Origin of the sequence: Komagataeibacter sp. SM21, from assembly GCF_041402665.1 — a bacterium.
Taxonomy (GTDB): Bacteria; Pseudomonadota; Alphaproteobacteria; order Acetobacterales; family Acetobacteraceae; genus Komagataeibacter; species Komagataeibacter saccharivorans.
On sequence record NZ_JBGLOV010000001.1, the window covers coordinates 126,069 to 152,516 of the forward strand.

Consider the following 26,448-nt stretch of genomic DNA (forward strand, 5'->3'; position numbering starts at 1 on the left):
TGACAGGGTGAAGCGCAGTGACCGGGGTTCGTATCGGCAGTGTCCGGCTTAACGGTTCTGCGCGATCGCTTTTTTCAGGTCGTCATAATCAACAGCGCCGGGAATGATCTGGCGGGCGTTGAAAACAAAGGTCGGCGTACCATCCAGACCGATGGCCCGCGCCAGATCCATGTTCGCCTGCAATATGGCCGTCACCTTGGGACCGTTCATGTCGGTGGCCAGCGTTGTGGCGTTCAGGCCGGACTGCGTGGCCAGCGTGCGCATGCGCTCGACCGTGGGGGCTGTGGAATCGCTCATGATCGCGCGCTGCATGCGGAAATAGGCATCCTGCCCGCCCTGGATGAAGGCTGCCACCAGCGCCTGTGACGTAATCAGGCTGCCCTGTCCCAGCACGGGAATGACCTTTTCGATAATGCGCAGGTCGTGGTCCTCATGTGTGAGGCGATCGAGATCGGGCAGGACCTTGCGGCAGTAAGGGCAGCGCGGATCGTAGAATTCGACAACGGTGGTACGGGCCGTGGCCGTGCCCAGTATGGCGTCGCTGGCATTGGGGGTAAGCAGGTCGCTGCGATGGCTTTCCAGCGCGCTGCGGGCAGCATTCTGCTGTGCGGCGTTGGCGCTGCTGCGCAGGGCGGCGATGGCGTCCGACAGGATGGTGGGGTCGTTCTTCAGCGCATCGCGCATGATTCCGACAATTTCCTGCCGCTGGGCCGGGGTGAAGCTGGTGGTGTCAGCCGCCACGGCGCGCGGCGCATCGGCAGGCATGGCCATGGCCATTGCCCCGGCGGCCAGCACGGCGTGCAGCAGGCGTGGACGGGGCAGGCGTGGGGAAATGGAAGTCACGGGTTTGCTCCGTTGTCATGTCGGGATAGGGTGTCTGTAGAGGATCGGGCACAGGAAAGGAATGGCCATGCGGACGCAAGGGGGGCATCGCTGTTGCCGATGGCCCGTAAGGCCGCTAAGTCGTGAATACCTGCCACGATCACGCGGTCGCGTGCGCGTGGTTCACCGATAAAGCCGACCTGCCCCATGGAGAAGCGTGCGTGCCTGAGCATTCGATAACACCTTTTGCCCGTCGATCCATGCGTGCGGCATTGTCGGCTGTTCTGGCCATTTCCGTCACGGGCTGTTCCCTTCAGCGCTACTCGCCGGTCAAGCTGGTCTCCCATATGTTTGGCCCGTCGCCGGGGGCGCTGATCGGAACGGTTTCCGCTGATGAGCCGGAAGCAACGCTGGTCGGGCGTGACATCCTCCAGCGCGGTGGCAATGCGGCGGATGCGGCAACGGCCATGGGCATGGCGCTGGCTGTCACCCTGCCTTCGCGTGCGTCGCTGGGGTCGGGCGGGGCGTGTCTGGCCTACCGGCCGGGCGATCAGAACGGCGGCCGCGCCTTCATGTTCATGCCTGTCGCGGGCACGGTGGCTGCGCCCAACATGCCGCTTGCGGATCGTCCCGCCGCCGTGCCGATGCTGGCGCGCGGGCTTTACCTCATGCACCTGCAATATGGTTCGGCTGCGTTTTCCGAACTGCTGCCCAACGCGATTACGCTGGCATCGAACGGGATCAATGTCAGCCGCCAGCTTGCCAGTGACCTTGCCGCGGTGCAGGTGCCGCTGCTGGCTGATCCGGGTGTGCGGGCGGTGTTCAGCCGTTCGGATGGCAAGGCGCTGGCGGAAGGTGATGCGCTGGTGCAGACGCACCTGTCCGGTGCGCTGGACCAGATTCGCGCCATGGGCGTGGGCGATCTGTATAATGGCGCGCTGGGCCAGTCCTTTGTCGCGGGCAGTCAGGCCGCGGGTGGCGGGTTGCAGATATCCGACCTGCGGCAGTCGGTTCCTTCCGAACGGCTGCCACTGGTTGTCAGCCGTGGCGAAACCCAGATCGCCTTCCTGCCCCCGCCTGCTGATGGCGGGCTGGGCAGTGCGGTGGCCTACAGTGCTACTTCCACGTCCGATGCGATGCAGCGCGCACAGGCCAGCGTGGCCGCATGGCGCGCGCAGAACGGCAACCATGCGGGCGGCACCGGCGATGACCTGACCGCCCGCGCGCAGGCTTTCGTCAATGGCGGTGGCGGTTCGGGCGGTGGGCTGCCAGCCCTTCCGGCATCCACCTCGTTCACGGTGGTCGATCATGCAGGCATGGCGGTTGCGTGCAGCCTGAGCATGAACAACCTGTTTGGTACCGGGCGCATGGCGGGCAATACCGGCATCGTGCTGGGTGCGTCCCCCGCGCGCCTGCCGCAGCCGCTGATAACGGCTGCGATCGCCAGTCAGGGCCGTGCTTTCCGTGCCGTTGCCGCCGGGTCGGGCCAGAATGACGCCGCCGCCGCCGTGGGGATCGAGATGCACCAGATCATGGCGGGTCAGACGCCGGAGGTGCGTCCGGCCACAACGCAGGGCCGCGTCAATGCCATTTCGTGTCCGCAGGGCCTGCCGGGGGATGCGGCGACCTGCACCGCCGCGACCGACCCGCGCGGGGCTGGTCTGGCCATGGGGCCGCGCTAGGTCCTTACAGGTGACGCGCGCCCCGGGTTTTATCGGGGGATGTCATGACGGGGCATTGTAAATGGTCCTGTTTTGTTCCATATTGACCTGCATGATGTATCGCCTGTCCCGTACAGGCGTTGCAGGGCAGGGTGCCCGTTCTCGGTTTCATCACCTTCATTAAGCACCAGGGTAGGCAGGCTATGGCACAGGCTCCGGGTATAGATAAAAGCAAGGCCCTGGAAGGGGCGTTGAGCCAGATCGAGCGCGCGTTCGGCAAGGGATCGATCATGCGCATGGGCGAACGGCCCAGCGAACAGGTGGATGTGATTTCCACCGGCTCGCTCGGGCTGGATATCGCGCTGGGCATTGGCGGCCTGCCGCGTGGCCGCATTGTCGAGATTTATGGCCCGGAAAGTTCGGGCAAGACCACGCTTGCGCTGCATGCCATTGCAGAGGCCCAGCGCAAGGGCGGCACCTGCGCCTTCATCGACGCCGAGCACGCGCTCGATCCCGGCTATGCGCGCAAGCTGGGCGTGGACGTGGACAACCTGCTGATCAGCCAGCCCGATGCGGGTGAGCAGGCGCTGGAAATCGCGGATACGCTGGTCCGTTCCGGCGCGGTTGACGTGCTGGTGGTGGACAGTGTGGCAGCCCTTGTGCCGCGTGCGGAACTTGAGGGCGACATGGGCGACAGCCATGTCGGCCTGCATGCCCGGCTTATGAGCCAGGCGCTGCGCAAGCTGACGGGGTCCGTCTCCCGCTCCAACACCATGATGATCTTCCTGAACCAGATCCGGTTGAAGATCGGTGTGATGTTCGGCAGTCCAGAGACGACGACGGGCGGCAACGCGCTGAAATTCTACGCTTCCGTGCGTATGGATATCCGCCGCATCGGCTCGATCAAGGACAAGGACGAGGTCACGGGCAACCAGACGCGCGTCAAGGTGGTCAAGAACAAGATGGCCCCGCCCTTCCGTCAGGTCGAATTCGACATCATGTATGGCGAAGGGATCAGCAAGGTTGGTGAACTGATCGACCTTGGGGTCAAGGCCGGCATCGTGGAAAAATCCGGTGCGTGGTTCTCCTGCGATAGCCAGCGCATCGGTCAGGGGCGCGAGAACGCGAAGCAGTTCCTGCGTGACCACCCCGAAATGGCGGCGGATATTGAACGCCGGGTGCGTGAACAGGCCGGTGTCGTGGCGGAAGCCATGCTGGTCGACCCCGGTGAGGAAGCTGCCGGGGACTGATCGCCCTTGGCCTGTGCCGTCATGGCGGGCTATCGTTCCACCCCCCGGTCTGCGTATCGGCCCGGGGGAGGGGAAATGAAGCGGGGATAAGGGCTGCCGGGATGAAACCGCGTCTTGCGATGATCGGATTGCTGGCCTGTCTTGCGTCCTGTAGCGCGGGACATGATGACAATAACGATCCGGCCGATGTGGATGAATCACCGCCACCCCTTGGTGGGGGGCATCATGTCGCCAGTGCGCGCGATGCGCTGCGTCCCCTGTCCAAACGTCTGGCCCGCGTGCCCGATGATGATGACAGCCAGACCGAAGCCTATCATACCCCGCCTGATTCGGCTGCGATGCAGATGATCTCCTCCGGCTATGACGCCAATCAGGCGGGCGATGACGATGCGGCCGACAGTGATGACGGCAAGCATTTTGTCGTGCCGGACACGCAGGTCAGCTACGGGCGGCAGGGAAAATCCTCCAACTAGGTCACCAGTACTATCCGGATATCATTGACGTTGGTCAGCGTCGGGCCGGTCATGACCAGATCCCCGGTCTGCTGGAAAAGGCTGTAGCTGTCATGCGCGCGCAGGTAGGCGCGCGGGTCGCAGCCTAGCTTGCGGGCACGGGGCAGGGTATCGGGTGCGATGGTTGCGCCTGCCGCGTCCTCGGTGCCATCAATACCGTCACTATCGGCTGCAATGGCCCATATTCCTGCCTGTCCCTGCAGGGCAGTGGCCATGGCCAGCAGGAATTCCGTATTGCGGCCGCCCCGTCCCGGCGCAGGCCCCGCCGGGTTGATCGTAACCGTGGTCTCCCCGCCCGACAGGATTACGGCGGGGCCCGCCACCGGCAGGCCATGCAACCGGGCGCAGAGCGCAATCCCGGCCATGAATGTTCCCGCATCGCGGCTTTCGCCTTCCAGCGCATCTCCCAGTATCAGCGGTGCAAGACCGCATTCCCGCGCGGTTTCCGCTGCGGCTTCAAGCGCCATGAGCGGCGTTGAAATCAATGTATAACTGCATCCCGACGCAGGTGCGCGTGCAGGGGTTGCCTGTGCCAGCACCGTCCGCACCGCCTCAGGGATGGGAATACCGTAATGGGCGAGGATGGACAGCGCGTCATCCGGTGTGGTGGGGTCCGCGACCGTTGGGCCGCTTGCGATGGTCAGCGGATCATCCCCCGGCACGTCGCTTATGGCCAGTGTCACCACCCGCGCGGGGGCGGCGGCTGCGGCAAGGCCCCCACCCTTGATGACGGACAGGTGGCGGCGGACCACGTTCATGTCGTTTATGCTCGCCCCGGAATGCAGCAGGGCGCGGTTGATCGCGCGAATGTCATCCAGCGTAACCCCGGCCCGTGGCAGTTCCATCAGGGCCGATCCCCCGCCGGAAATCAGCGCGATGACCAGATCATCCGGCCCCAGCCCGCTTACGGCGTCCAGCATGGCGCGGGCTGCCGCCTCGCTGCGGCTGTCGGGCACCGGGTGGGCGGCTTCCAGCACGCGGATGCGGCGCGTGGACGTGGTATGCCCGTCGCGCGTGACCACGCAGCCGGTCAGGTCCACATCCGGCCATGCCTGCTCCAGTGCCGCCGCCATGGATGCCGCCGCCTTGCCCGCGCCAACTACCACGCATTTCCCTTCTGGCCGGGGTGGCAGGTAACGGGCCAGCACCACATCGGGCATGGCGCTGTGGATGGCGGCATCAAGAATGCGGCGCAGGACGGCGCGCGCGCGTTCGTCGGTCCAGCCGGGAGCCTGAACGGATTGCGTCATTGCGGAAAACGGATGTGTGGTCGTGTCGTTCATTACGGTATCCGGATCATGCGGTACGGTCCGCCACGGGGTTCCGTGGGCCGCTGGTTTACGGTTCGGTAGCGCGAAAATGGCCAGTGGCGCGTGCTGCCGCCGTGTCTGTTTCATATCATTCAGGGTGGGGGTAAGGGGTGTGTCACAATTGTCACGTCTATGTCAGGATGCCGGAAATGGCGGGCTGGCCGGGGAAGCACACGCTAAATTGGGCCACCGCTGTCTGGATTGGCGCGAACGATGATGATACGCCGCAGATGGCCTGCGCACACCGGCAGGCGCCACAGCAGAAAGGACAAGGGCATGGAGAACTGTGTGCTGGACGCGGGTCCTGTCATCTCCACGCAGCCTTCCCATGGCGCGGTGCAGCCTTACATGATCTTTCCCCGCCCCGAATGGGCGGCGTTGCGCGCGAATGTGCCCCAGTCGCTGGGGGAGGGGGATATCGCGTCCCTGCGCGGGCGTAACGAGCCGGTCTCGCTGGAAGACATAAGCGAGATCTACCTGCCGCTTTCGCGCCTGCTCAACCTGCATGTCATGGCCACCCGCAGCCTGAACCATATGGTCAAGAGCGCCTTCATGGGCGCACCACTGGTCACGATGCCCTTCGTGATCGGCATTGCGGGCAGCGTGGGCGTGGGCAAGAGCACCTTTGCCCGACTGCTGCAGGCCGTGCTGTCGCGCTGGCCCGATCACCCCAATGTCGCGCTGGTCACGACCGATGGCTTCCTGCATTCCACACGGGTGCTGAAACAGCGCGACCTCATGCACCGCAAAGGCTTTCCCGAAAGTTATGACCTGCGGCAGATGATTTCCTTCCTTGCGGCGCTGAAAGCGGGGGAGCGGAACCTGAAGGTGCCGGTCTATTCGCATGAGGCCTACGACATCGTGCCAGACCGGTATCAGGTGATCGACCAGCCCGACATCCTGATATTCGAAGGGCTGAACGTGTTGCAGACAGTGTCCGAACAGCCGTTCATGGCATCGGACTTCTTCGATTTCTCGATTTATCTCGATGCGGAAACCGATGTGATCGAGGACTGGTACGTCCAGCGTTTCCTGCTGCTGCAGCAGACGGCGTTCCGCAAGCCGACATCCTATTTCCATCACTGCGCCGATCTTTCCCGCCCGGAGGCCGAGCGCATGGCGCGCGATATCTGGCACCGCATCAACCTGCCCAACCTGCGGCAGAACATCCTGCCCACGCGCGAACGCGCCCGCGTGGTCATGCATAAAAGCCCCAGCCACGCGGTCGATACCGTGTGGATGCGTCAGATCTGACCCCGCGGGCCGCGCGCCAGTAAAAAAGGCCGCCCGGATTGCGCCGGGCGGCCTGATTACGTGACCCGTGATGGATCAGGCGTTCAGATAGATGGTTTTGGTGGTGACATAGGCTTCAAGCCCGTACTGGCCGTCCTCGCCACCAATGCCGCTGTCGCCATAGCCGTGGTGGAAGCCCTGCGCCGCTTCGCCGCCTTCGCGGTTGACGTAGACTTCACCGAAGTTGAGTTCACGCGTCATGCGCATGATGTTCTTCAGGCTCTGCGTAAACAGGTAGGCGGACAGGCCGTAACGTGACCTGTTGGCCTGCGTCAGCGCATCATCGAAGTCACGCACCCGGATCAGCGACAGGACAGGGCCGAACACCTCGTTCTGTGCAATGTCCATTTCTGCCGTTACTTCGGTCAGCAGGGTGGGGGCATAGAAATTGCCCTTGTCATACGCGCCGCCCGTCAGGCGCTTGCCGCCGGCTTCCAGCTTCGCCCCCTGTTTGACGGCGTTCTGGACCATGCCATCGACCTTTTCCATCTCGGCGGCGCTGATCTTCGGTCCCATATCGGTCTTTTCATCCAGCGGGTCGCCAGTCCGCAGCGCCTTGATCCGCGTGCGCAGGCGCTCGAGGAACTTGTCATACACCGCCGTATGCACATAGGTGCGTTCATTGGCCGTGCAGACCTGACCGCAGTTCATGAAGCGCGCGGCCACCGCCGCATCCACCGCCGCATCCAGATCGGCATCCTCCATCACGATGAAGGGGGCCTTGCCGCCCAGTTCCAGCCGGACTTCCTTCAGCCCTTCGGACGCCGCCGCCATGATCTTGCGGCCAGCAGGCGTGCTGCCGGTCATGGTAATGAGCTTGGTGATGGGGTTGGTGACCAGCGCATTGCCCACGGTCGCGCCGCCACCGGTCACGACATTGAATATGCCCTTGGGGAAGCCTGCCTCAACCGTCAGTTCCGCCAGCGCCAGCGTGGCAAGCGGGGTGAGTTCGTGCGGTTTGATGACGAAAGTGTTGCCAGCGGCAAGGGCCGGTCCCAGCTTGCGTGCGGTCAGTGCCAGCGGGAAATTCCATGCCGAGATGCCAGCCACTACGCCGTGGGGGATCTTGTCGATCAGGATTTTCTCGCCTGGGCGGCTGCCGGGAATGATGTTGCCTTCCAGCCTGCGCACGTTTTCGGCGGCGAAGCGGATGAGCTGGATGGCGAAGTTGACCTCGATCCGGGCTTCCTTCAGCGGTTTGCCATTTTCACTGGTGATGATGCGCGCCAGCTTTTCGGTATCGCGCTTTATCAGTTCGATCAGGCGGTACAGGTAATCGGCGCGGTCCGTCGCGACCTGACGGCTCCATGCGGGAAAGGCTTCCTGTGCCGTGCGCAGGGCGCGCCCGACGTCATTTTCGCTGGCGATGGCTACCGTGGCGAGTATTTCGCCCGTGGCGGGGTTGCGGATGGTGTCACGATCAGATGTTTCAGCTCTGGTCCATTCACCACCGATGAACAGGTCACGGGTTTTCGGCTCAGCCATTATGGGGTCTCCGTTTGAAATGGGAAAAGGCCACCGCAGGACGATGAACGCGCCAAGGCCCCCCGTCCCGCCCATGCGGGCGGACAGGATTGCATAAAGGGCAGGCGCAGTGCGCGGTGGCTGAAAAGCAGGAAATCAGGACAGGAAGGGATGTCCTTCGTGGGCAACCAGCAGGTCGTGCATATCGGTTGCGTGTTCTTCTTCTTCCGCAAGGATCTTTTCGAGCATGATGCGCGTTGTGGGGTCATGGTCGGCAAAGTAGCGGATCAGTTCACGGTAATGCTCGATCACCAGGCGTTCGGCCACAAGGTTCTGGCGCACCATCTCGATCAGATTGCCGCCCTTACCGTATTCACTTGCCGAACGCGTGGCCAGCCCTTCGGGCGCAAGGTTGGGTATACCGCCAAGCTGGTCTATGCGCTGCGCTGCCCACATCATATGGGCGCGTTCCTCTTTCGCATGGGTTGCGAATTCGCCCGCGACGCTTTCACTGTTGATGCCCGCGACGGAAATGGAATGCATCGTATAGCGCAGGACACACACAAGTTCGGTTGCGACAACCGTCTGCAACAGTTCGATCGCGGTCTTGACGTCGCCCTGGTAGGCGGGGGTCAGCGCACCTTTTTCGATCGCCTGCTTCGCGCGTGCGCGCAATGTCTGCACATCGGTCAGGAAGGTGTTTTCTGCGACGTCGGCCATGGTCGTCTCCTTATTGCTCCCCGTCTTGTGATGGGAAGCGGCATGTTACGAACCTGTGCCGGGATAACGGGTCTGGGGGGCGGGGGGTTCCCTGCCGGGGCGGCTTTCCATGACAAAGCAGCCATGAATCCCGCCAAATGCAGCAAAAAATGGTTTTTCGCTTTTTCAGGCGTTGCCATTCACGCATAGATCATTATTGATCCGTATTAATAAGACCTATTTGCATTAAGGATGATTCAACGGCATGGTAGCATTCACCGCAGGCCAGTCTGAAAAGCTTCCACGCCGCGCCTTGAGCGAGGAAGCCTATGACCACGTGCGTCGTGGGCTGATCCGCAGCCGCTATCGTTCGGGTGAACGTCTGGTCCTGCGTCCCCTGGCTGCCGAACTGGGGCTTAGCCCCACCCCGGTACGCGAAGCGCTGCTGCGTCTGGTATCCGAACATGCGCTGGAACTGAATGACCGCAATACGGCGGTGGTGCCCGCCATGACCCAGCGCAGCTTTGCCGAAATCCATGACCTGCGTTCCGATCTGGAAATGCGTCTGGCTGCCGCCGCAGCCCAGCGCGCGACCGATCACGGGATCGAGGCGCTGGTCATCCTGCAGCGCCAGTTCATGGATGCGTCGCGTGCGCGTGACGATGGGGGCATGGCCGCCTTCAATGCGGATTTCCATACAACGGTGGCCACTCTGGCCGAACTGCCGCTTACGGCCACGATCCTGCGGAACCTGTGGATGCGTATCGGCCCGATCTATGCGCTGTCACGCCCCATGATCCATCTGGAACATGAAGGCCGTCCCCATCCGCATGAAGACCTGATCGCAGCCCTGCGCCAGCGTGACGTGGCGGCGGCACAGGCGGCGGTCGCGCGGGATTTCGAACATGCCCGCCGCTGGATCGAACCCCGCCTTTCCTGAACAGTCTCTGTCATGGACAGGGCCGCATGCGGCCCTGTCCATATGCCGTTGCCTTTACGGACGGTCCGATGACTTGAGCTGCGGCACTTCGATGTCAATTTCCAGCATCGAGACGGAGTTGCCACGGTCCAGCTTGACCTGCACCTTGTCCTGATCGACGGGGATATGCTTCTTGATCACCTGCAGGATTTCCGCATGCAGCTTGGAAAGCAGGTCGGATTCCGTACCGTCGCCCGTGCGTTCATGGGCCAGCAGGATCTGGAGTCTGTCACGCGCTACGGGGGCGGAAGTCTTGTTACCGCGACCGAAGAAGGAACTGAACAGGCTCATCAGCCTCTCCCTTTGAACAGGCGTGCGAACAGCCCCTTGCGTTCGGTCGGCACGGTCACTTCCAGTTTTTCACCTTCCAGCCTGCGCGCGGCTTCCGCATAGGCACGGGCCGGCGGGCTGTCGGGGCTGCTGATGGTTACCGGCGCACCAAGGTTGGAGGCCCGCAGCACTTCCTCGCTTTCGGGAATGATGCCCAGCAGCGGTATGGACAGGATTTCCAGCACGTCCTCGATCCGCAGCATTTCGCCGCGTGCGGCGCGCGCCGGGTCGTAACGGGTCAGCAGCAGGTATTTCTCGATCTTGCCACCAGCTTTCGCCCGTTCTGTCGTGCTGTCCAGCATGCCGATGATCCGGTCACTGTCACGCACGGAGGAGACTTCGGGATTGGTCACCACAACGGCGTAATCGGCATGGTACATGGCAAGCTGGGCGCCACGTTCAATGCCCGCCGGGCTGTCACAGATCACCCAGTCGAACTTTTCGCGCAGTTCCTGCATCACCTTGGCCACGCCTTCGGCGGTCAGGGCGTCCTTGTCGCGTGTCTGGGACGCAGGCAGGATGGACAGGGTCTCGATCCGCTTGTCGCGGATCAGCGCCTGCGAAAGCTTGGCGTCACCCTGGATCACGTTGATCAGGTCGAACACGACCCGGCGCTCGGCCCCCATGACAAGGTCGAGATTGCGCAGGCCGACGTCAAAATCGACAACAACGACATTCTGCCCGGTCTGTGCCAGTGCTGCGCCCAGTGCCGCGGTTGACGTTGTCTTTCCGACGCCGCCCTTGCCGGATGTGACAACCAGCACTTTTGCCATTGGGGTAGTTCCTTGTCCGCTCTTGGGGGGTGTTTTCTTGTTCATGACCTGATGGATACGGTTGTATGGGTTGGCGCGCGCATGGCGCAATGGGAAATCAGTGCGATGTCGTCAGGTTTTGCGGCCTGCGAATGTCGGCGGGACCAGTGGCTGCACAACAAGTGTGTCATTACTGAGAATGATCTGCGCGGGTTGCTGGACGTAGCGCGGATCTATTTCTTCGGCGGTAATGTAATAACCGTCAATAGCCGCCAGTTCGGCCTGCATCGAATGGGCGAAGATGCGCGCGTCCGGCTGCCCGTTCATGCCCGCGATGGCCCGGCCGCGCAGCGGGCCGTAAACATGGATCGATCCCCCTGCCGTCACTTCCGCGCCGGAAGCGACGGACCCCACGATGATGATGTCCCCGTCGGGGTTCATGATCGTCTGTCCCGAGCGGATCGGCTGTTCAAGGATCATGGATGAACCGCGCGGCGCCTCGGGGGCGGTGGCCGTGGCCGTATCCTCGGGGATTTCCACGGCGCCGGAGGCCCGTCCCCCCATGAAGCCGGCGGGCCAGTCCCACTGCGCGCAGGCGGGCCATGACGGATCGCCGCCTTCTATGCCGATGATGCGGATGCCACGTTCACGCAGCGCGGGATAGAGACCGGCCAGCCCTTCGGTTCCGGCATCCAGCAGGGACAGGTCCAGTATGACCGGCTTGCCCGCGAAGAACGTGCTGGACCGCGCGATCTGCGCATCCAGCCCGAGCAGCCAGTCCGCCAGCGCGGGTTCGGGCGAAAGCACCAGGGCAAGGAACGACCGCCCGCGTGCGCGGATTTTCGGTGGGGGACGCAGTTCGTCTGGCAACGTGATCCTGTCCTGTATGGTAAATGGGCGTGTCTGTTTTCAGCTATCGTGCCATGGGCCAACTGTCGAGGGGTGGATGCTGTTTCACCGCCCCTGCGCGCGCGCTTTTTCTTTCATGCGTACTCGGGGCTTGGCGAAGGGCGGCCCGATGCAATAAAGCGGAAGCATGCGCATCCTGTACCACCTTCCCCTTTCGCCGTATTCCCGCAAGGTTCGCCTCGTGCTGGGGGAAAAGCGGCTGCCGTTCGAACTCAAGATCGAGCGTATCTGGGAACAGCGTCCCGAATACCTTGACCGCAACCCTGCCGGCACGGTCCCCATGCTACAGGAAGAAAACGGCCTGTGCATTCCGGATTCGTGGGTGATCTGCGAATATCTGGAAGAAGCCTATCCCGACACCCCCCTTCTGGGCCGCACGCTGGCCGAACGGGTGGAAGTGCGCAGGCTGGTGGTGTGGTTTGACGAGAAATTCGGCCGCGAGGTATCGCGCAACCTGCTTAATGAAAAGGTGATGAAGCGCATTTCGGGACGAGGCAATCCCGATGGCGCGGCGCTGCGGGCGGGATATGCCAATATCCGCACCCATCTGTCCTATATCGACTGGCTGGCCGAAACGCGGCAGTGGCTGGCGGGGAACATGCTGTCGATGGCGGATTTCGCGGCGGCGGCGCATCTGTCCTGTCTCGACTTCCTTGATGACGTGGACTGGGCGCGGGCACCGGCGGCAAAGGACTGGTACGCCCGGATCAAGAGCCGCCCATGCTTCCGCTCCCTGCTACAGGACCGCATCACCGGCATCAATCCGCCCGCCCATTACGCGGATCTGGACTTCTAGCGCCGTGAAGGCACAGACCGCGGGCTGCGACGCCATCGTGCTGGGCGCAGGGGCCGCAGGCCTTATGGCGGCGGCCACGGCGGGGCAGGCGGGCAGGCGGGTCTTGGTGGTGGACCATGCGCCGCATGCGGGCCGCAAGATCCTGATTTCGGGCGGCGGGCGGTGCAATTTCACCAATATGGATATGGGCGCCAGCCAGTTCCTGTCCGGCAATCCGCATTTTGCGAAGTCGGCGCTGGCGCGGTACACCGCCGCCGATTTCCTGGCCCTGGTGCAGCGCCATCGCATCCCGTGGCATGAAAAGGCGGCGGGCCAGCTATTCTGCGACCGTTCGGCGCGTGACATTGTGGACATGCTGCTGCGTGAATGTGCCGCGGCACAGGTGGACATGCGCCTGTCGCACCGGATCATCGACGTGGCGCGTGATGGTGGCGGGGAATATCGGGTTGAAACGGATCAGGGGGTTTTCCGCGCCCGTAACCTGATCGTGGCGACAGGGGGACTGTCCATTCCCAAGCTGGGGGCCACGGGGCTGGCGCATGACCTCGCGCGCCGTTTCGGCCTGCGTGTCGTGGCCCCGGCCCCCGCGCTGGTGCCGCTGACCTTTGGCGCGCAGGACCGGGAATGGATGGAGCCGCTGGCCGGACTGTCCGTCAACGTGGGCATCGCATGCCGCAGCGGGACGGGGCGGCATGCGCGGGAGGTCATTTTCCGCGACGGCATGGTCTTTACCCATCGTGGCCTGTCCGGTCCCGCCATATTGCAGGCGTCATCCTACTGGCAGCCGGGACAGGCGCTGGACATCGACCTGCTGCCGGGTGTGGATGCGGGCCGCCGCGTGCTGGACATCAAGCGCGACCGCCCGCGCGCTGGCGGGCTGGCCATGCTGTCCATGCTGCTGCCGCAGCGGCTGGCGCAGGTTTTCGCGCAGGCTTACCTGCCTGAAGGACAGCTTGCAGGCATGCCCGATGCCGTCCTGACCGCCGTGGCGCACCAGCTTGGCGCATGGCGGCTCAACCCCCATGGCACGGAAGGCTACGTCAAGGCGGAGGTTACGCGCGGCGGGGTGGATACCGACGGCCTGTCTTCGCGCGATATGGAAGCGCGGGACGTGCCGGGGCTGTTCATGGTGGGGGAAGCCGTGGACGTGACCGGGTGGCTGGGCGGCTATAATTTCCAGTGGGCATGGTCCAGCGGCCATGCGGCGGGGCAGGCCGTGGCGGAACGTAGCGGCTGATGCTGTTTGCCTCGCAGTCCTTCCTTGTGGTGTTCTTGCCGCTGGTGCTTGGACTGTATTACGCCGTATCGGGCAGCCGGGCCGCGCGGCAGGGCGTGGTGATTGCGGCGTCGCTTGTATTCTACGGGTTATGGGACTGGCGGTTCGTACCCTTCCTGCTGGGCATGGTCGGGTTCAACCAGATGGTGGCCATGGCGTGGGGGTGCCGGCGCAGGCGGGAATGGCTATGGCTGGGCATTGCGGGCAACCTGCTGGTGCTGGGCGGTTTCAAATATGCTGACTGGCTGGCGGGCTGTCTGGTCTCCCTTACGGGGGGGATTCATACGCCGTGGCCGGTGGTGCTGCCGCTTGGACTTTCTTTTTTTGTGTTCCAGAAAATCTCCTATCTGGTGGATCTGGGGCGCGGGCAGGCGCGGGTTTACCGGCTGGCGGATTTCATGGAATTCGTGACCTTCTTCCCGCAGCTCGTGGCGGGGCCGATCGTGCGGCATAACGAACTGATCTGGCAGTTCGACGCCAGCCCGCGTGGCGCCATGATGTGGGAGAATATCGGCCGGGGCAGCCTGCTGCTGCTGGTCGGTCTGGGCAAGAAGGTCGGGCTGGCCGATACGCTGGGCAGCATGTGTACGCCGGTATTCGATGCAGCCCATATGGGACATGCGCCGGATATGGCGGCGGCATGGCTCGCGGCCGTTGCCTACATGCTTCAGATCTATTTCGATTTTTCCGGTTATTCCGACATGGCCATCGGCATGGCGCTGATGATGGGGATACGCCTGCCCTTCAACTTCAACGCGCCATACCGGGCGGTGTCGGTGCGCGATTTCTGGCGGCGGTGGCATATGACGCTGTCGCGTTTCCTGCGCGATTACATCTACATACCGCTGGGTGGCAACCGCTGCGCGCCGCTGCGTCAGGTGGCCAATGTGATGGTCACGATGGGCCTTGCCGGTCTGTGGCACGGGGCGGGCTGGACCTTTGTGCTATGGGGGCTGCTGCATGGTGCTGCGCTGGCGGTGGCGCATGTATGGACGCGGACGGGGCGGGTCATGCCCCGATGGGGTGGGCGGGTGCTGACGCTGGCTTTCGTGCTGCTGACATGGGTGGTGTTCCGTGCCGCCGACCTGCCCACGGCGGGCCGGATGCTGGCGGGGATCGGCGGGGCGCAGGGGATCGGTGCGGCCAGTGTCCGGCATCCCGTGGTTCTGGGGCTGGCGCTGCTGGTGGCGCTGGTGGGTCCATCATCGCAGGAAGCCGTGCTTGAGCGCATGCGTCCGGCACCCTGGCTGGCGGTGGCGGGGGGCGTGGCCTTCGTGCTGCTGCTGTTCCTGATGGGGGGCAGGCCACCCGAACCCTTCATCTATTTCCAGTTCTGATACGGTGCGCGGTACTGTTGGGGCTGGTATTATGATGCCGCACTTCCCAATTTGAACGGATGGTCCCGCAGGGGCCGCGACAGGACGGTACAGGCAGGAGCATATGGCAGGCAGGCGTGACAGTATGGATGAAGGCCCGGCGGATCTGTTCGGCGGACTGCCGTCTGGCCATGGGGATCGCGATCCCGTCGCCTTTCCGCCCGCTGCCACGGCACAGCCCGCGCGCACCCAGCCACTGGCCGACAGGCTGCGCCCGGCCACGCTGGATGACGTGGTGGGGCAGGATCACCTGCTGGGGCCAAAGGGCAGCCTGCGGCAGATGCTGGCGCGCGGATCGCTGGCCAGCCTGATCCTGTGGGGTGGGCCGGGTGTGGGCAAGACCACCATCGCCCGCCTGCTGGCCAATGCGGCGGGGCTGCGCTTTGTCCAGCTTTCAGCCGTCTTTTCCGGTGTGGCCGATCTCAAGCGCGCGTTTGAGGAAGCCCGGCGCATTAGTGCGCAGGGCGGCGGCACCCTTCTGTTCGTGGATGAAATCCATCGCTTCAACCGCGCGCAGCAGGACGGGTTCCTGCCGGTGGTGGAAGATGGCACCGTGGTGCTGGTGGGTGCGACGACGGAAAACCCGTCCTTCGCGCTCAACAGCGCGCTGCTTTCACGCTGTCAGGTGCTGGTGCTGCACCGGCTGGACGATGCGGCGATGAAACAGCTCCTGCACCGCGCGGAAGCCGCGACCGGCACGCCGCTGCCCCTGACACCCGAAGCGCGCGCCACCTTGCGCGCCATGGCGGATGGGGACGGGCGCTACCTTCTGAACATGGTCGAACAGCTTTTCGCCCTGCCGCCACAGGCTGTCCCGCTGGACCCGGCGGCGCTGTCAAACCTGCTGGCGCGGCGTGCCGCGCTGTATGACAAGGACCGTGAAGAGCATTACAACCTGATTTCCGCGCTGCATAAATCCATGCGGGGATCGGACCCCGATGCGGCGCTGTACTGGTTCGCCCGCATGCTGGAAGGTGGCGAGGACCCGCGCTATATCGCCCGTCGCCTGACCCGCTTCGCCGCGGAAGATGTGGGCATGGCCGACCCCCATGCCCTGCCGCTGGCGGTGGCGGCGTGGGAAACGTTCGAGCGCCTTGGCTCGCCCGAAGGGGAACTGGCGCTCGCACAGCTTGTGGTACATCTGGCCACCGCGCCGAAATCCAACGCGGTCTACAAGGGCTACAACATGGCCCGCCGCGCCGCCCGCGCCACGGGCAGCCTGATGCCACCGGCGCATATCCTGAATGCGCCGACCACGCTCATGAAGGATATCGGCTACGGCAAGGGCTATGAATACGACCATGATGCGGAAGGGGGCATATCGGGGCAGAATTACTTCCCCGATGGCATGCGCCGCCCGAAATTGTACCAGCCGACGGACCGTGGATATGAACGTGAAGTGGCGCGACGACTGGACAGTTGGAACAGAGTGCGCGAAAGCCGTCGGTCATGAGTGTCGTTTCCCTTACCGTCAGCGATGACGAAGCCGATATCCGTCTGGACCGCTGGTTCCGCCGGCATTACCCACACCTGACGCAGGGCGCGTTGCAGAAGCTGTGCCGCACGGGGCAGGTGCGCGTGGATGGCAAGCGCGCCACCGCCGCCACCCGTCTGGTGCCGGGGCAGGCGGTACGCGTGCCGCCCATACCCAACGCAAACCGTCCGCCGCCACTGGCGGTAAAGCCACTGGATGAGCGGCAAGTGCGTGAGATCAACAAGATGGTGATCTACCGCGACGAGCATGTGATCGTGCTCAACAAGCCCGCGGGCATTGCCGTGCAGGGCGGGCCGGGCATCACCCATCATATCGACGCGCTGCTTGACGGCCTGCGTGACAGTCCCGACGATCCGCGCCCGCGGCTGGTTCACCGTATCGACCGTGACACGTCCGGCCTGCTTCTGGTCGCCCGCACGCCCGGCGTTGCCGCCAAGCTGGCGGCTGCTTTCCGTGGGCGCGACGTGCATAAGGTCTACTGGGCCGTGGTTGTCGGGCGGCCCAGCCCGGCGACGGGCATCATCGACCAGCCGCTGACCAAGCTGGGCGCGGGTGCGGGCGCGATCAGCGTGGTGGCCGAACGCGGCGACGCGGATGCCGTCCATGCCCTGAGCGAATATGAAGTGCTGGATGCGGCCGCGCGCAAGATGTCGTGGCTGGCGCTCTCGCCCCTGACCGGTCGCACCCATCAGTTGCGCGTGCATTGCGAAGCGCTGGGCAACCCCATACTGGGCGACCCGAAATACGGCGGTGACATAGCGCATGTCGCGGGCTTCGCCGATCGGCTACACCTGCATGCACGTCGGCTGGAACTGCCGCATCCGGCAGGTGGCAGGCTGGTGGTGGAGGCGGAGCTTTCCCCCCACATGCGCGAAACATTCAGGCAGATCGGGTTTGTCGCACCTGCCGCGGCGCCCTGCCGGCGCATCTGACGCGCCGGGGAACGTACAGGACAGGAAGCGATATGGCACAGAACGCAAAGGCACGGCGGATATTGCTGGGTTCCGCCGCAGCGGTAGTGGTGGTGGCCGGTGGGGCCGGGTTCATGGTTCACTCCATGCTGGACCCCGAGGCTCTGCGGACGAAAGCCATCGCCGCGATAGAGAAACAGACAGGTCGGCAGGTGCGCATGGGCGTGCCGGACCTGCATCTTTTGCCCAGCCTGTCGCTGTCCGTGCGTGATGTCGGCCTGTCCGACATGGCCGGTGGTGCTTATGCGGACATGGTCACGGCGGACAGGCTGGAAGCCACGGTGGGGCTTATGGCGCTGCTGCATCATGAAATCCGGCTTGATGATGTGAAGCTGGACCATCCGGTGGTCCATCTGGAACGCACGGCACAGGGGCAGGCCAACTGGCGCCTGTCCCCCGCTGGTCCGCAGGCCACCGCCACCGCGCAGCCCGCAACGACGCAGGCCGCATCTGACTGGAAGGTGCAGATCGGCAGTATCCGGGTCGCCAACGCCGATCTGGACTGGGATGACCAGATGACGGGCAGCAAGGGCAAGGTCGTGCTGGACCATGCCAACCTGTCCGGTGTCAGTGGTGAAAAACCGCAGATCGACATCGCGGGCCATAATGATGGCGGCGCCTTCACGCTGACGGGCTATACCGGCCCGATCAACCTGACATCCACCGCGCGTTCCGGCTGGCCGGTCGCGTTGAACGCCGCCTTCACTTCGGGCGGGCAGCCGGTGGGGCAGGTGGCCCTGTCGGGCAGTGTGGCCGACCCGGATCACATGAAGGGCTACAACCTGGCACTTGATGGCAGCATCGCCAGCCTGAAGGCGATCGAGGCCGTGGTGCCCGGCCTGAATCTGCCTGATGTGCGGCGTCTCTCGCTCAGGGCGAAGGTGGTGGACGGCAGTGCGGCGGACAAGGAAGGCAGCACGCCGCTGCTCGACAGCCTGCATCTGGATACCCGGGCTGTGGATGCGGGGCCGTATGTGACAGGGCTGACGCTGCAGGGCCTGTCCATTGATGCGCCGGGTCCAAAGGATACCGTCACCATCCGCACGCAGGGACAGTGGGAAGGGCAGGGGCTGAAACTGTCCGGCACGCTGGGTTCGCTCCAGCAGGTCGAGGCCGCTGTCCTGTCCCACCTGTCGGACCCGCTGCCGCTTTCGCTTGATGTATCTGGCGATCCGGGTTCGATGCGGATTGCGGGCACGCTGGGCGGATCGCGCGCGGTGGTGAATGTTACGGCTTCCGCCGGGCATCTTGCATTGCCGCATGGGGCGGGGATCGACCATCTTGAAGCCTCCACCCATCTGGTGAGCGAGGACAACGGCGCGCATTTCCAGCTATCCGATATCGCGGTCAAGAGCACGCAGGTCTCCCTTCAGGGGGCGCTGGACCTGTCGGTCCATGGCGGCCATGACGGCGTGCCGCTGCTGGCGGGCACGCTGGATGCAAGCTGGCTGAATGCGGATGCCCTGATGGCGCAGGGCGCGAAGGCCGATGCGACCGGCGTAACCGCCCCGGCGCAGGAAACGGCTGCCGGTGATACGCTGCCCTTTGCCGAACTGCGCAAGCAGGATGTGGACCTGCGGCTGAGTGTCGGCCAGATGGAATTTGAGGGCGACGACTACCACAACGCCCTGACGCATGTGGTTCTGCGCAACGGGCGGCTGACCATTGACCCGATACAGGCGCAGGGCACGGGACGCAGCATATCGGGCCAGCTTACGGTTGATGCATCAGGCAGCGTGCCCACCATATCCGGCACGATCGGTACGCTGGTGCTGCCTGCCACATGGGTGGAAAGCAGGGCGGGCCTGTCCAACATGGTGCAGGGCGCGTTGCAGGTGGTCGGAACGGGGCGTGCGCAGGGCAATACCCGCACCGAACTGCGCAACAGCATGACGGGCCATATGGGCGTGTCGATGGTCAATGGCACGGTCAGCGGCAGCGCGCTGGGCGCGATGCTGGGTGATACCGCGCGGGGTGCGCTGGGGTCCGGTCCGATCGCGCTGCGCTGTTTTGGCGTGCATATGGATATGGCGGATGGACGCGCCAATATCGATACGATCGGCGTGCAGACCAACGCACTGACTGTCACCGGCCACGGCACGGTGGGGATGGTCACGCAGGATCTGGACCTGCATCTCGTGCCGCAGGTGCTGATCGGCGGGACGGGTGCCAGCCTGCCGCTGCGTGTTGGCGGCACCCTGTCCGCGCCGCGTCCGAAGATGGATGCGGGTTCGGACGGACGCTACGCCATCGGTCTGCTGCTGGGTGGATCGGGCAAGAATACCGCCATTGCCGATCCCTGCCCCGCGACGCTGAAGGCCGCACGCGAAGGACAGCCCGGTCCCCAGCCCACCACGGCGGCCCCCAGGGCTGCGGATGCATCCACGTCAGGCGGGGCGGCGGCGATTCTGGGTAATTCCAAGGGTGCGCCCAATCTCAAGAAAGCCGCTGGTCTGCTGAAAGGCCTGGGTATCCTGAAATGATGAAAGACGGCGTACGCGTACCCAGCGCGCAGAAAGCGGGCAGTCGCAAACGGTTCTGGACGGATGCGGCCGTGCGCCCAACTGCGGATGGCCTGTTCGGGGTTGAACTTGACGGCCGGCCCATCCGTCTGCCCGGCGGGGCGGTGCTCTGTGTTGCCTCCGTCGCGCTGGCTGAAGCCATTGCGGCGGAATGGGCGCAGGCGGGCGGGGAGAAAGGGGGCATGTTCACCCCCGATGACCTGCCCATGACCCGCATAACCGGTAGCATGATCGAACGCGTGGCTCCCGATCCGGCGGCGCAGGTGGCGGCGTTATTGCAGTATGTGGATGGCGAACTGCTGTGTTACCGCGCGGATTATCCCGCCCAGCTCTGCACCCGCCAGCAGGCGGAATGGGACCCGCAGCTTGCATGGCTGCGCGCACGGCATGGCATCGATATGGCGGTCACGCAGGGCATCATGCCGCTGGTGCAGCCGCAGGGCGTGCAGGCGGCGTGGCAGGAACTGCTGGACAGGCTGGATAATGCGACGCTGGCCGCCCTTGGCGTCATGGTGCCCGCCATGAAAAGCATTGTGCTGGGCTATGCGGTGGCGACGGGCGCGCTGTCAGCCGCGCGCGCCGCGGATATCGCCAGCGTGGATGAACTGACCCAGATGGCGATATGGGGGCTCGATGAAAAACAGGTCGAGACCCTGCGCCTGCTGACGGCGGAGGTGGAGGACGCGGCACGCTTCCTGCGCCTGTGCCATACGGGGTAAGAACCCCGCGGAAGTAAAAACGGCCCGGTCTGAACCGGGCCGTTTTCATATGGAAATCAGGGCACCAGAACCGTGGCGCTGGCCTGACAGGCTATGCCTTCCTCTCGCCCGGTAAAACCAAGGCGTTCGGACGTGGTGGCCTTGACCGAAATCCGGTCGATATCAACCTTCAGCAGTTCGGCCAGACGCGCGCGCATCGCTTCCGAATGCGGGCCGATCTTGGGGCGTTCACAGATCAGGGTCACATCGGCATTGACCAGCATGCCGCCGCGCTGGCGGATGCGTTCGCCCGCATGGATCAGGAAGCGCGCGCTGTCCGCATCCTTCCACTCGTTCTGGCTGGGGGGGAAGTGGCGGCCGATATCCCCTTCGGCCAGCGCACCGTAAATCGCATCGCACAGGGCATGGATGCCCACATCCGCATCGGAATGCCCGGCAAGGCCGCGCGTATGGGGCACGGTGATGCCACACATGATCAGGGGACGGTTTTCGGCAAAGGCGTGTACGTCATAGCCGATCCCGGTGCGCGGCAGCAGGGTCGGGCCGATCAGGCGTTCCAGGCGCACCAGATCCTCCTTGTAGGTCAGTTTGATATTGTCTTCCGAACCGGGAACGATGGCGACGGGGTGCCCGGCCTTTTCCAGCAGGGCGGCATCGTCGGTCGCGTCCGCAGCCTCGGCGGAGCGATGCAGGTCGCGCAGCAGCCCGAAGCGGAAGCCCTGCGGTGTCTGGGCGCGGAACAGGTCGGTGCGGGGCACGGTATCGGTAATGATGCCGTCCCTGGCGCGTTTGATGGTATCGGCTACCGGCACGGCTGGAATGGCCCCGGCATGCTGCGACAGGGCCGCGATCACGCCCTGCGTCACGCTGTCGGGCACGTAGGGGCGGGCACCGTCATGGATCAGCACCAGATCAGGGCGCTCGCCTTCGGGAAGGCGGTCAAGCGCCTCAAGTCCCGCGCTGACGCTGGCCTGACGTGTATCGCCGCCGGATACGACCGGCAGGACCGTGCAGCCTTCGGGTGCGAATCCCTCAAGCGCTGCGCCCAGCAGGGCGGGATCGCCCACGGGCTGGATCATCCCGACATGAGGGGCAAGGGCATCCGCCGCATGGCGGATGACGGGCCGTCCGCCCAGCGTGACATACTGCTTGGCGACGGGGGCCGCGGTCTGGGCGCTGTACCGGCTACCCTGGCCTGCGGCAAGAAGAATGGCTGCAACACGCATGATGCGGAGCAATGCGGCCATGTCGCCCGCGCGTCAAGCATCGCGGGGGAATAAATGACTGCGGTTGTGGATGGTCATGCTGCTGGCCTGCGTCCGCTCGGGTATGGGCATCATTGCGCAGCGGCTGGCTGGCTGTCCGTTGCGGCTGATCCATGACCCGTAGGGAAGGTGCATTCCGATTGGCTTCCTGCCGCCGGATTCCCGCCAGATGCGCGGCCTGCGCCATCGCGGGGAAATGTTGCTTCAATGCACCGAAGCCGATTGCGTGGGGCGGCGTGAGGGGGTATTCTGCCTAAATCATAAGCATTATTGATGGATTGTGGCTGCCACACCCATTGCGCCGTCATGAACACGGCCGGGTGCAGGGGCAGGGAAGCGGGGTTCATGTCGTCTCAACTGCTGTCGCCTATTGATCTGGGGGGTGGGGTCGTCCTGCAGGCGCCCGTCATTCTGGCGCCCATGGCCGGGGTGACCGACCTGCCGTTCCGCAGGCTGGCGCGCAGGCTCGGGGCCGGGCTGGTCGTGTCGGAAATGATCGCGTCGTGGGCCATGGTCCGCGAAAACCAGAATACCCTGCGCATGGCGGAAGTGGCGGATGACGGTCCCAATTCCGTGCAGCTTGCCGGTTGCGACCCCGATGCGATGGGTCAGGCGGCCCGGATCGCGGTTGATCGCGGGGCGGACATCATCGACATCAATTTCGGCTGCCCGGTGAAAAAGGTGGCGGTGGGGCAGCTTGCGGGTTCAGCCCTCATGCGGGACGAGGCGCAGGCCGGTCGCCTGCTTGAAGGCGTGGTGCGCGCGGTGAACGTTCCCGTCACGCTCAAGATGCGCATGGGATGGGATCATAACAGCCTGAACGCCCCCACGCTGGCCCGGATTGCACAGGAATCGGGCATCCGCATGGTGACGGTACACGGCCGCACCCGTCAGCAGTTCTATAACGGCACGGCTGACTGGCGTTTCGTGCGCAAGGTGGTGGATGCGGTGGACCTGCCGGTTATCGTCAATGGCGATATCCTGACGGTGGAAGACGCCCGCGTGGCCCTTGAACGTTCCGGCGCGCAGGGTGTGATGATCGGCCGGGGCTGTTATGGCCGCCCGTGGTTTCTGGCGCAGGTCGCCCGCGCGCTCATGAACGGCGAGGATGTGCCCGAGCCTGACCTTGCGGCGGAAAAGGCCATCGTGCTGGAACATTACGGCATGATGATCGACCATTTCGGCGCCCATCCCGGCCTGCGTCTGGCGCGCAAGCATGTGTCCTGGTATTCGGCGGGGCTGCCCGATTCGGCGGGTTTCCGCGCCGCGATCAACCGTGTGGATGCGGTTGATGCCGCCATCGGCATGATCCATGAATTCTATGACCGCCAGATCGAAGCGGGCAATGTGCGCGGCCTACGCCCCTCCACCATGGAGGCGGAAAGGGCCGCCGCACAGGCGGCATGAGGGAAAGCCCGTCCCCTTCTGATGGCCCCGGTGGCTGTACGCCCGCCAATGTAACGGGCAATGGCCGGATCGTGCTTGATTCGCTGGCTTTGCCGGTCATGGTCGTGCGGGCCGATAACAGCATCGGTTACGTCAACAGCGCGGCGGAGCCGTTTTTTGGCATGTCGCGCTCCTATCTGGCGCAGTCGCGGCTGACCGACCTGCTGCCTGCCGACAATCCCGTATTCATGCTCATGGAGCAGGTGCGCGCGCAGGACCATACCGTGGTCGAGCACGAGGTTACGCTGGAAAGCCCCCGCCTGCATCATGACGGTGTCACCGTGCAGGGTGCGCCCATGCCGGAGGAACCGGGTTCGGTCGTCCTGACCTTCCATGATTTTTCAGCCGTGCGCGTGCTGGACCGGCAGCTTACCTTCCGTTCCGCCGCGCGCAGCGTGGCGGGCATGGCCGCCATTCTGGCGCATGAGGTCAAGAACCCCCTTTCGGGCATAAGGGGGGCCGCGCAACTGCTTGAAACATCGGTGGGCGAGTCCGACCGGGAGCTTGCGGTCCTGATCCAGGACGAGGTCAACCGTATCCGTGACCTTGTGGACCGGATGGACATGTTCAGCGACCGTCCAATCGAACGCAGGCCGGTCAACATCCATCGCGTACTCGAACATGTGCGCAGGCTGGCCCAGCAGGGCTTTGCCGCCGATATCCGGTTTCAGGAAGAATACGATCCTTCCCTTCCCCCCGTATGGGGCAACCGCGACCAGTTGGTGCAGGTGCTGCTCAACCTTGTGAAGAACGCAGCCGAAGCCCTGCACGATCATCCCGCCGACGCGCCCGCCCCCGTGATTACGCTTACGACCGGCTACCGGCCTGGCATATGGGTCTCCACCGGCGGGGGGCAGCGCGTGCAGCTACCGCTGCTGGTTTCGGTGCGCGACAACGGGCCGGGCATTCCCGACAATATCCGCCCGCACCTGTTCGAGCCGTTCCTGACAACAAAAACAACGGGCAGCGGGCTGGGGCTGGCGCTTGCAGGCAAGATCGTGGGAGACCACGGCGGCGTGATCGAGGTGGAAAGCCAGCCCGGCTGCACGGACGTACTGCTGCATCTGCCTGTCGTGACGGAAGACCGCGAGACCCCGTAATGCCCCCATTCCAGTTCCTGAGAGATTTATAGCGAATGTCGCTGCCGACCATTCTTGTTGCCGATGATGACCGCTCCATCCGTACGGTATTAAGCCAGGCGCTGGGACGCGGGGGGTATCAGGTCCGCGCCACCGCGCAGGCATCGACCCTGTGGCAGTGGATCGAGGAAGGCGAGGGCGACCTCGTGATTACCGATGTGGTCATGCCCGATGAAAACGGGCTGGACCTGATCCCGCGCATCCGCCGTATCCGGCCCGACCTGCGCGTGGTGGTCATGAGTGCGCAGTCCACCCTGATGACGGCGGTCAAGGCGACGCAGCGCGGCGCGTTCGAATACCTGCCCAAGCCGTTCGACCTCAAGGAAGTGCTGGCGGTGGTGGCGCGTGCGCTGGCGACACCGGCAACCCCGGTCCAGCCGCTGGCCGCCCCCGCGCCGGACGAACAGATGTCGCTTATCGGCCGTTCGGTCGTGATGCAGGACATCTACCGTATCATTGCCCGGCTCACGACTTCGGACCTGACCGTAATGATCGGTGGCGAGAGCGGCACGGGCAAGGAACTGGTGGCGCGCGCACTGCATGAATACGGGCGCAGGCGCACGGGGCCGTTCGTCGCCATCAACATGGCGGCCATTCCGCGCAACCTGATCGAAAGCGAACTGTTCGGGCATGAACGCGGGGCCTTTACCGGGGCCGCGACCCGCGTGGCCGGACGCTTTGAACAGGCGGCGGGTGGCACGCTGTTCCTTGACGAAATCGGGGACATGCCGCCCGAAGCCCAGACCCGCCTGCTGCGCGTGCTGCAGGACGGAGAGTTCACGACCGTAGGCGGCACCGCGCCCATCCGCGCCAATGTGCGCATCATTGCCGCGACGCACCGCGACCTGCGGCAGGCGATCCGTGCCGGAACCTTCCGCGAGGACCTGTATTACCGCCTGAACGTGGTGCCCATGCGCCTGCCCCCCCTGCGGGAACGGGTGGAGGACATTCCCCTTCTGGCCCGTCATTTCCTTAATGAAAACGCGGATGAGGGCGGGGTCGTGCGCCTGCTGGATGATGATGCGGTGGCCCGGCTGCAGGCCTATCGCTGGCCAGGCAACGTGCGCGAGCTTGAAAATCTCATGCGCCGCATCATTGCCCTGCACCCGCAGGAAAATATCGGCGCGGACATCATCGATGCCGAACTGGTCGAAGCCGGCAACATGGCGGCACAGGGCGAAGGCGAGGCTACCGGCCTGACCGAAACGCTGGCGGAAGCGGTGGAGCGTCACCTGCGCCGCTTCCTGTCATCGGGGCAGGACGGCATCCCGATGAGCGATATCTACGACAAGGTGATAGCCGAGGTCGAACGCCCGCTGATCACCATGACGCTGGCGGCCACACGCGGCAACCAGATCCGTGCCGCCGCCATGCTGGGGCTGAACCGCAATACGCTGCGCAAGAAGATACGCGACCTCGATATCCCCGTCGTGCGTGGCGGTAGCTGACCATGGACGCCACG

At 64.4% G+C, this 26,448-nt stretch carries 23 protein-coding genes; 15 read left to right on the plus strand and 8 right to left on the minus strand.

Annotation, left to right across the window (positions count from 1 at the left end):
• Positions 1 to 48: 48 nt before the first annotated feature.
• On the minus strand, positions 49 to 843 hold the full coding sequence (locus ACBR42_RS00545) for a DsbA family protein (RefSeq protein ID WP_371207039.1): 795 nt from the start codon (positions 841 to 843) through the stop codon (positions 49 to 51).
• A gap of 239 nt (positions 844 to 1,082) precedes the next feature.
• Here ACBR42_RS00545 and ACBR42_RS00550 point away from each other — a divergent pair, with 239 nt between their 5' ends.
• The 3 genes from ACBR42_RS00550 (at position 1,083) to ACBR42_RS00560 (ending at position 4,206) form a co-directional block, all read left to right on the plus strand.
• Positions 1,083 to 2,504, plus strand: coding sequence for a gamma-glutamyltransferase (locus tag ACBR42_RS00550; protein WP_110546924.1), 1,422 nt, complete (start codon positions 1,083 to 1,085; stop codon positions 2,502 to 2,504).
• Between the two features lie 182 nt (positions 2,505 to 2,686).
• Positions 2,687 to 3,733 carry a recombinase RecA gene (gene recA / locus ACBR42_RS00555; RefSeq protein WP_110546981.1) on the plus strand — a complete coding sequence of 349 codons (1,047 nt, stop codon included), beginning with the start codon at positions 2,687 to 2,689 and terminating at the stop codon, positions 3,731 to 3,733.
• Between the two features lie 101 nt (positions 3,734 to 3,834).
• The gene (locus ACBR42_RS00560; protein ID WP_243705218.1) at positions 3,835 to 4,206 is read left to right on the plus strand and encodes a hypothetical protein; all 372 of its coding nucleotides are present in this window, start codon (positions 3,835 to 3,837) and stop codon (positions 4,204 to 4,206) included.
• Here the strand turns inward: ACBR42_RS00560 and ACBR42_RS00565 are convergent.
• Positions 4,203 to 5,528: a glycerate kinase gene (locus tag ACBR42_RS00565; RefSeq protein WP_371207040.1), complete on the minus strand. Its 1,326-nt coding sequence runs from the start codon at positions 5,526 to 5,528 to the stop codon at positions 4,203 to 4,205. The two genes, ACBR42_RS00560 and ACBR42_RS00565, sit on opposite strands and share 4 nt — an antisense overlap.
• A 303-nt stretch (positions 5,529 to 5,831) precedes the next feature.
• Between ACBR42_RS00565 and coaA the strand changes: the two genes are divergently transcribed.
• The gene (gene coaA / locus ACBR42_RS00570; RefSeq protein ID WP_102324685.1) at positions 5,832 to 6,809 is read left to right on the plus strand and encodes a type I pantothenate kinase; all 978 of its coding nucleotides are present in this window, start codon (positions 5,832 to 5,834) and stop codon (positions 6,807 to 6,809) included.
• Positions 6,810 to 6,884: 75 nt separating this feature from the next.
• Here coaA and aldA read toward each other — a convergent pair whose 3' ends face one another.
• Together aldA and ACBR42_RS00580 are read right to left on the minus strand one after the other, a co-directional pair.
• Positions 6,885 to 8,333 (minus strand): aldehyde dehydrogenase, encoded by a 1,449-nt coding sequence (gene aldA, locus ACBR42_RS00575; protein ID WP_110546922.1) that lies wholly within the window; start codon positions 8,331 to 8,333, stop codon positions 6,885 to 6,887.
• Between the two features lie 135 nt (positions 8,334 to 8,468).
• Positions 8,469 to 9,032 carry a bacterioferritin gene (locus tag ACBR42_RS00580; protein WP_102324683.1) on the minus strand — a complete coding sequence of 188 codons (564 nt, stop codon included), beginning with the start codon at positions 9,030 to 9,032 and terminating at the stop codon, positions 8,469 to 8,471.
• A 244-nt stretch (positions 9,033 to 9,276) separates the two neighbouring features.
• Between ACBR42_RS00580 and ACBR42_RS00585 the strand changes: the two genes are divergently transcribed.
• Positions 9,277 to 9,951: a GntR family transcriptional regulator gene (locus ACBR42_RS00585; protein ID WP_102324682.1), complete on the plus strand. Its 675-nt coding sequence runs from the start codon at positions 9,277 to 9,279 to the stop codon at positions 9,949 to 9,951.
• A 54-nt stretch (positions 9,952 to 10,005) separates the two neighbouring features.
• On the opposite strand, the gene minE is transcribed toward ACBR42_RS00585, so the two are convergent.
• The 3 genes from minE to minC all read right to left on the minus strand — a co-directional run bounded on the left by minE (position 10,006) and on the right by minC (position 11,942).
• Positions 10,006 to 10,281: a cell division topological specificity factor MinE gene (minE, locus tag ACBR42_RS00590; protein WP_110546920.1), complete on the minus strand. Its 276-nt coding sequence runs from the start codon at positions 10,279 to 10,281 to the stop codon at positions 10,006 to 10,008.
• Entirely contained in the window at positions 10,281 to 11,093 is an 813-nt protein-coding gene (minD, locus tag ACBR42_RS00595) for a septum site-determining protein MinD (protein ID WP_102324680.1), read from the minus strand. Before minD ends, minE begins: the two co-directional genes overlap by 1 nt.
• A 111-nt stretch (positions 11,094 to 11,204) precedes the next feature.
• On the minus strand, positions 11,205 to 11,942 hold the full coding sequence (gene minC / locus ACBR42_RS00600; protein ID WP_102324679.1) for a septum site-determining protein MinC: 738 nt from the start codon (positions 11,940 to 11,942) through the stop codon (positions 11,205 to 11,207).
• 166 nt (positions 11,943 to 12,108) lie between these two features.
• Between minC and ACBR42_RS00605 the strand changes: the two genes are divergently transcribed.
• From ACBR42_RS00605 to ACBR42_RS00635, 7 genes are all read left to right on the plus strand, one after another.
• Entirely contained in the window at positions 12,109 to 12,777 is a 669-nt protein-coding gene (locus ACBR42_RS00605; protein ID WP_102324678.1) for a glutathione S-transferase family protein, read from the plus strand.
• A gap of 4 nt (positions 12,778 to 12,781) precedes the next feature.
• Positions 12,782 to 14,014, plus strand: a complete 1,233-nt coding sequence (locus ACBR42_RS00610) for an NAD(P)/FAD-dependent oxidoreductase (RefSeq protein ID WP_371207041.1) — start codon at positions 12,782 to 12,784, stop codon at positions 14,012 to 14,014.
• Positions 14,014 to 15,390 (plus strand): MBOAT family protein, encoded by a 1,377-nt coding sequence (locus tag ACBR42_RS00615; RefSeq protein WP_371207042.1) that lies wholly within the window; start codon positions 14,014 to 14,016, stop codon positions 15,388 to 15,390. Before ACBR42_RS00610 ends, ACBR42_RS00615 begins: the two co-directional genes overlap by 1 nt.
• A 103-nt stretch (positions 15,391 to 15,493) precedes the next feature.
• Positions 15,494 to 16,882 (plus strand): replication-associated recombination protein A, encoded by a 1,389-nt coding sequence (locus tag ACBR42_RS00620; protein ID WP_371207043.1) that lies wholly within the window; start codon positions 15,494 to 15,496, stop codon positions 16,880 to 16,882.
• On the plus strand, positions 16,879 to 17,856 hold the full coding sequence (locus ACBR42_RS00625; protein WP_110546917.1) for an RluA family pseudouridine synthase: 978 nt from the start codon (positions 16,879 to 16,881) through the stop codon (positions 17,854 to 17,856). Before ACBR42_RS00620 ends, ACBR42_RS00625 begins: the two co-directional genes overlap by 4 nt.
• A 32-nt stretch (positions 17,857 to 17,888) precedes the next feature.
• Positions 17,889 to 20,378 carry an AsmA family protein gene (locus ACBR42_RS00630; RefSeq protein ID WP_371207044.1) on the plus strand — a complete coding sequence of 830 codons (2,490 nt, stop codon included), beginning with the start codon at positions 17,889 to 17,891 and terminating at the stop codon, positions 20,376 to 20,378.
• Complete coding sequence (locus tag ACBR42_RS00635; RefSeq protein ID WP_371207045.1) at positions 20,375 to 21,136, plus strand: ATP12 family chaperone protein; 762 nt, start codon at positions 20,375 to 20,377, stop codon at positions 21,134 to 21,136. Before ACBR42_RS00630 ends, ACBR42_RS00635 begins: the two co-directional genes overlap by 4 nt.
• A gap of 56 nt (positions 21,137 to 21,192) precedes the next feature.
• Here ACBR42_RS00635 and ispF read toward each other — a convergent pair whose 3' ends face one another.
• Positions 21,193 to 22,362 carry a 2-C-methyl-D-erythritol 2,4-cyclodiphosphate synthase gene (gene ispF / locus ACBR42_RS00640; RefSeq protein ID WP_110546980.1) on the minus strand — a complete coding sequence of 390 codons (1,170 nt, stop codon included), beginning with the start codon at positions 22,360 to 22,362 and terminating at the stop codon, positions 21,193 to 21,195.
• Positions 22,363 to 22,746: 384 nt separating this feature from the next.
• Here ispF and dusB point away from each other — a divergent pair, with 384 nt between their 5' ends.
• Genes dusB through ntrC form a run of 3 tightly spaced genes read left to right on the plus strand, consistent with a single transcriptional unit; the run spans position 22,747 to position 26,434 of the window.
• A complete protein-coding gene (dusB, locus tag ACBR42_RS00645; RefSeq protein WP_371207046.1) occupies positions 22,747 to 23,808 on the plus strand; it encodes a tRNA dihydrouridine synthase DusB in 1,062 nt (353 codons plus the stop codon).
• The gene (locus tag ACBR42_RS00650; protein ID WP_102324669.1) at positions 23,805 to 24,947 is read left to right on the plus strand and encodes a nitrogen regulation protein NR(II); all 1,143 of its coding nucleotides are present in this window, start codon (positions 23,805 to 23,807) and stop codon (positions 24,945 to 24,947) included. Before dusB ends, ACBR42_RS00650 begins: the two co-directional genes overlap by 4 nt.
• 35 nt (positions 24,948 to 24,982) lie before the next feature.
• A complete protein-coding gene (ntrC, locus tag ACBR42_RS00655) occupies positions 24,983 to 26,434 on the plus strand; it encodes a nitrogen regulation protein NR(I) (protein WP_110546911.1) in 1,452 nt (483 codons plus the stop codon).
• Positions 26,435 to 26,448 lie beyond the last annotated feature (14 nt).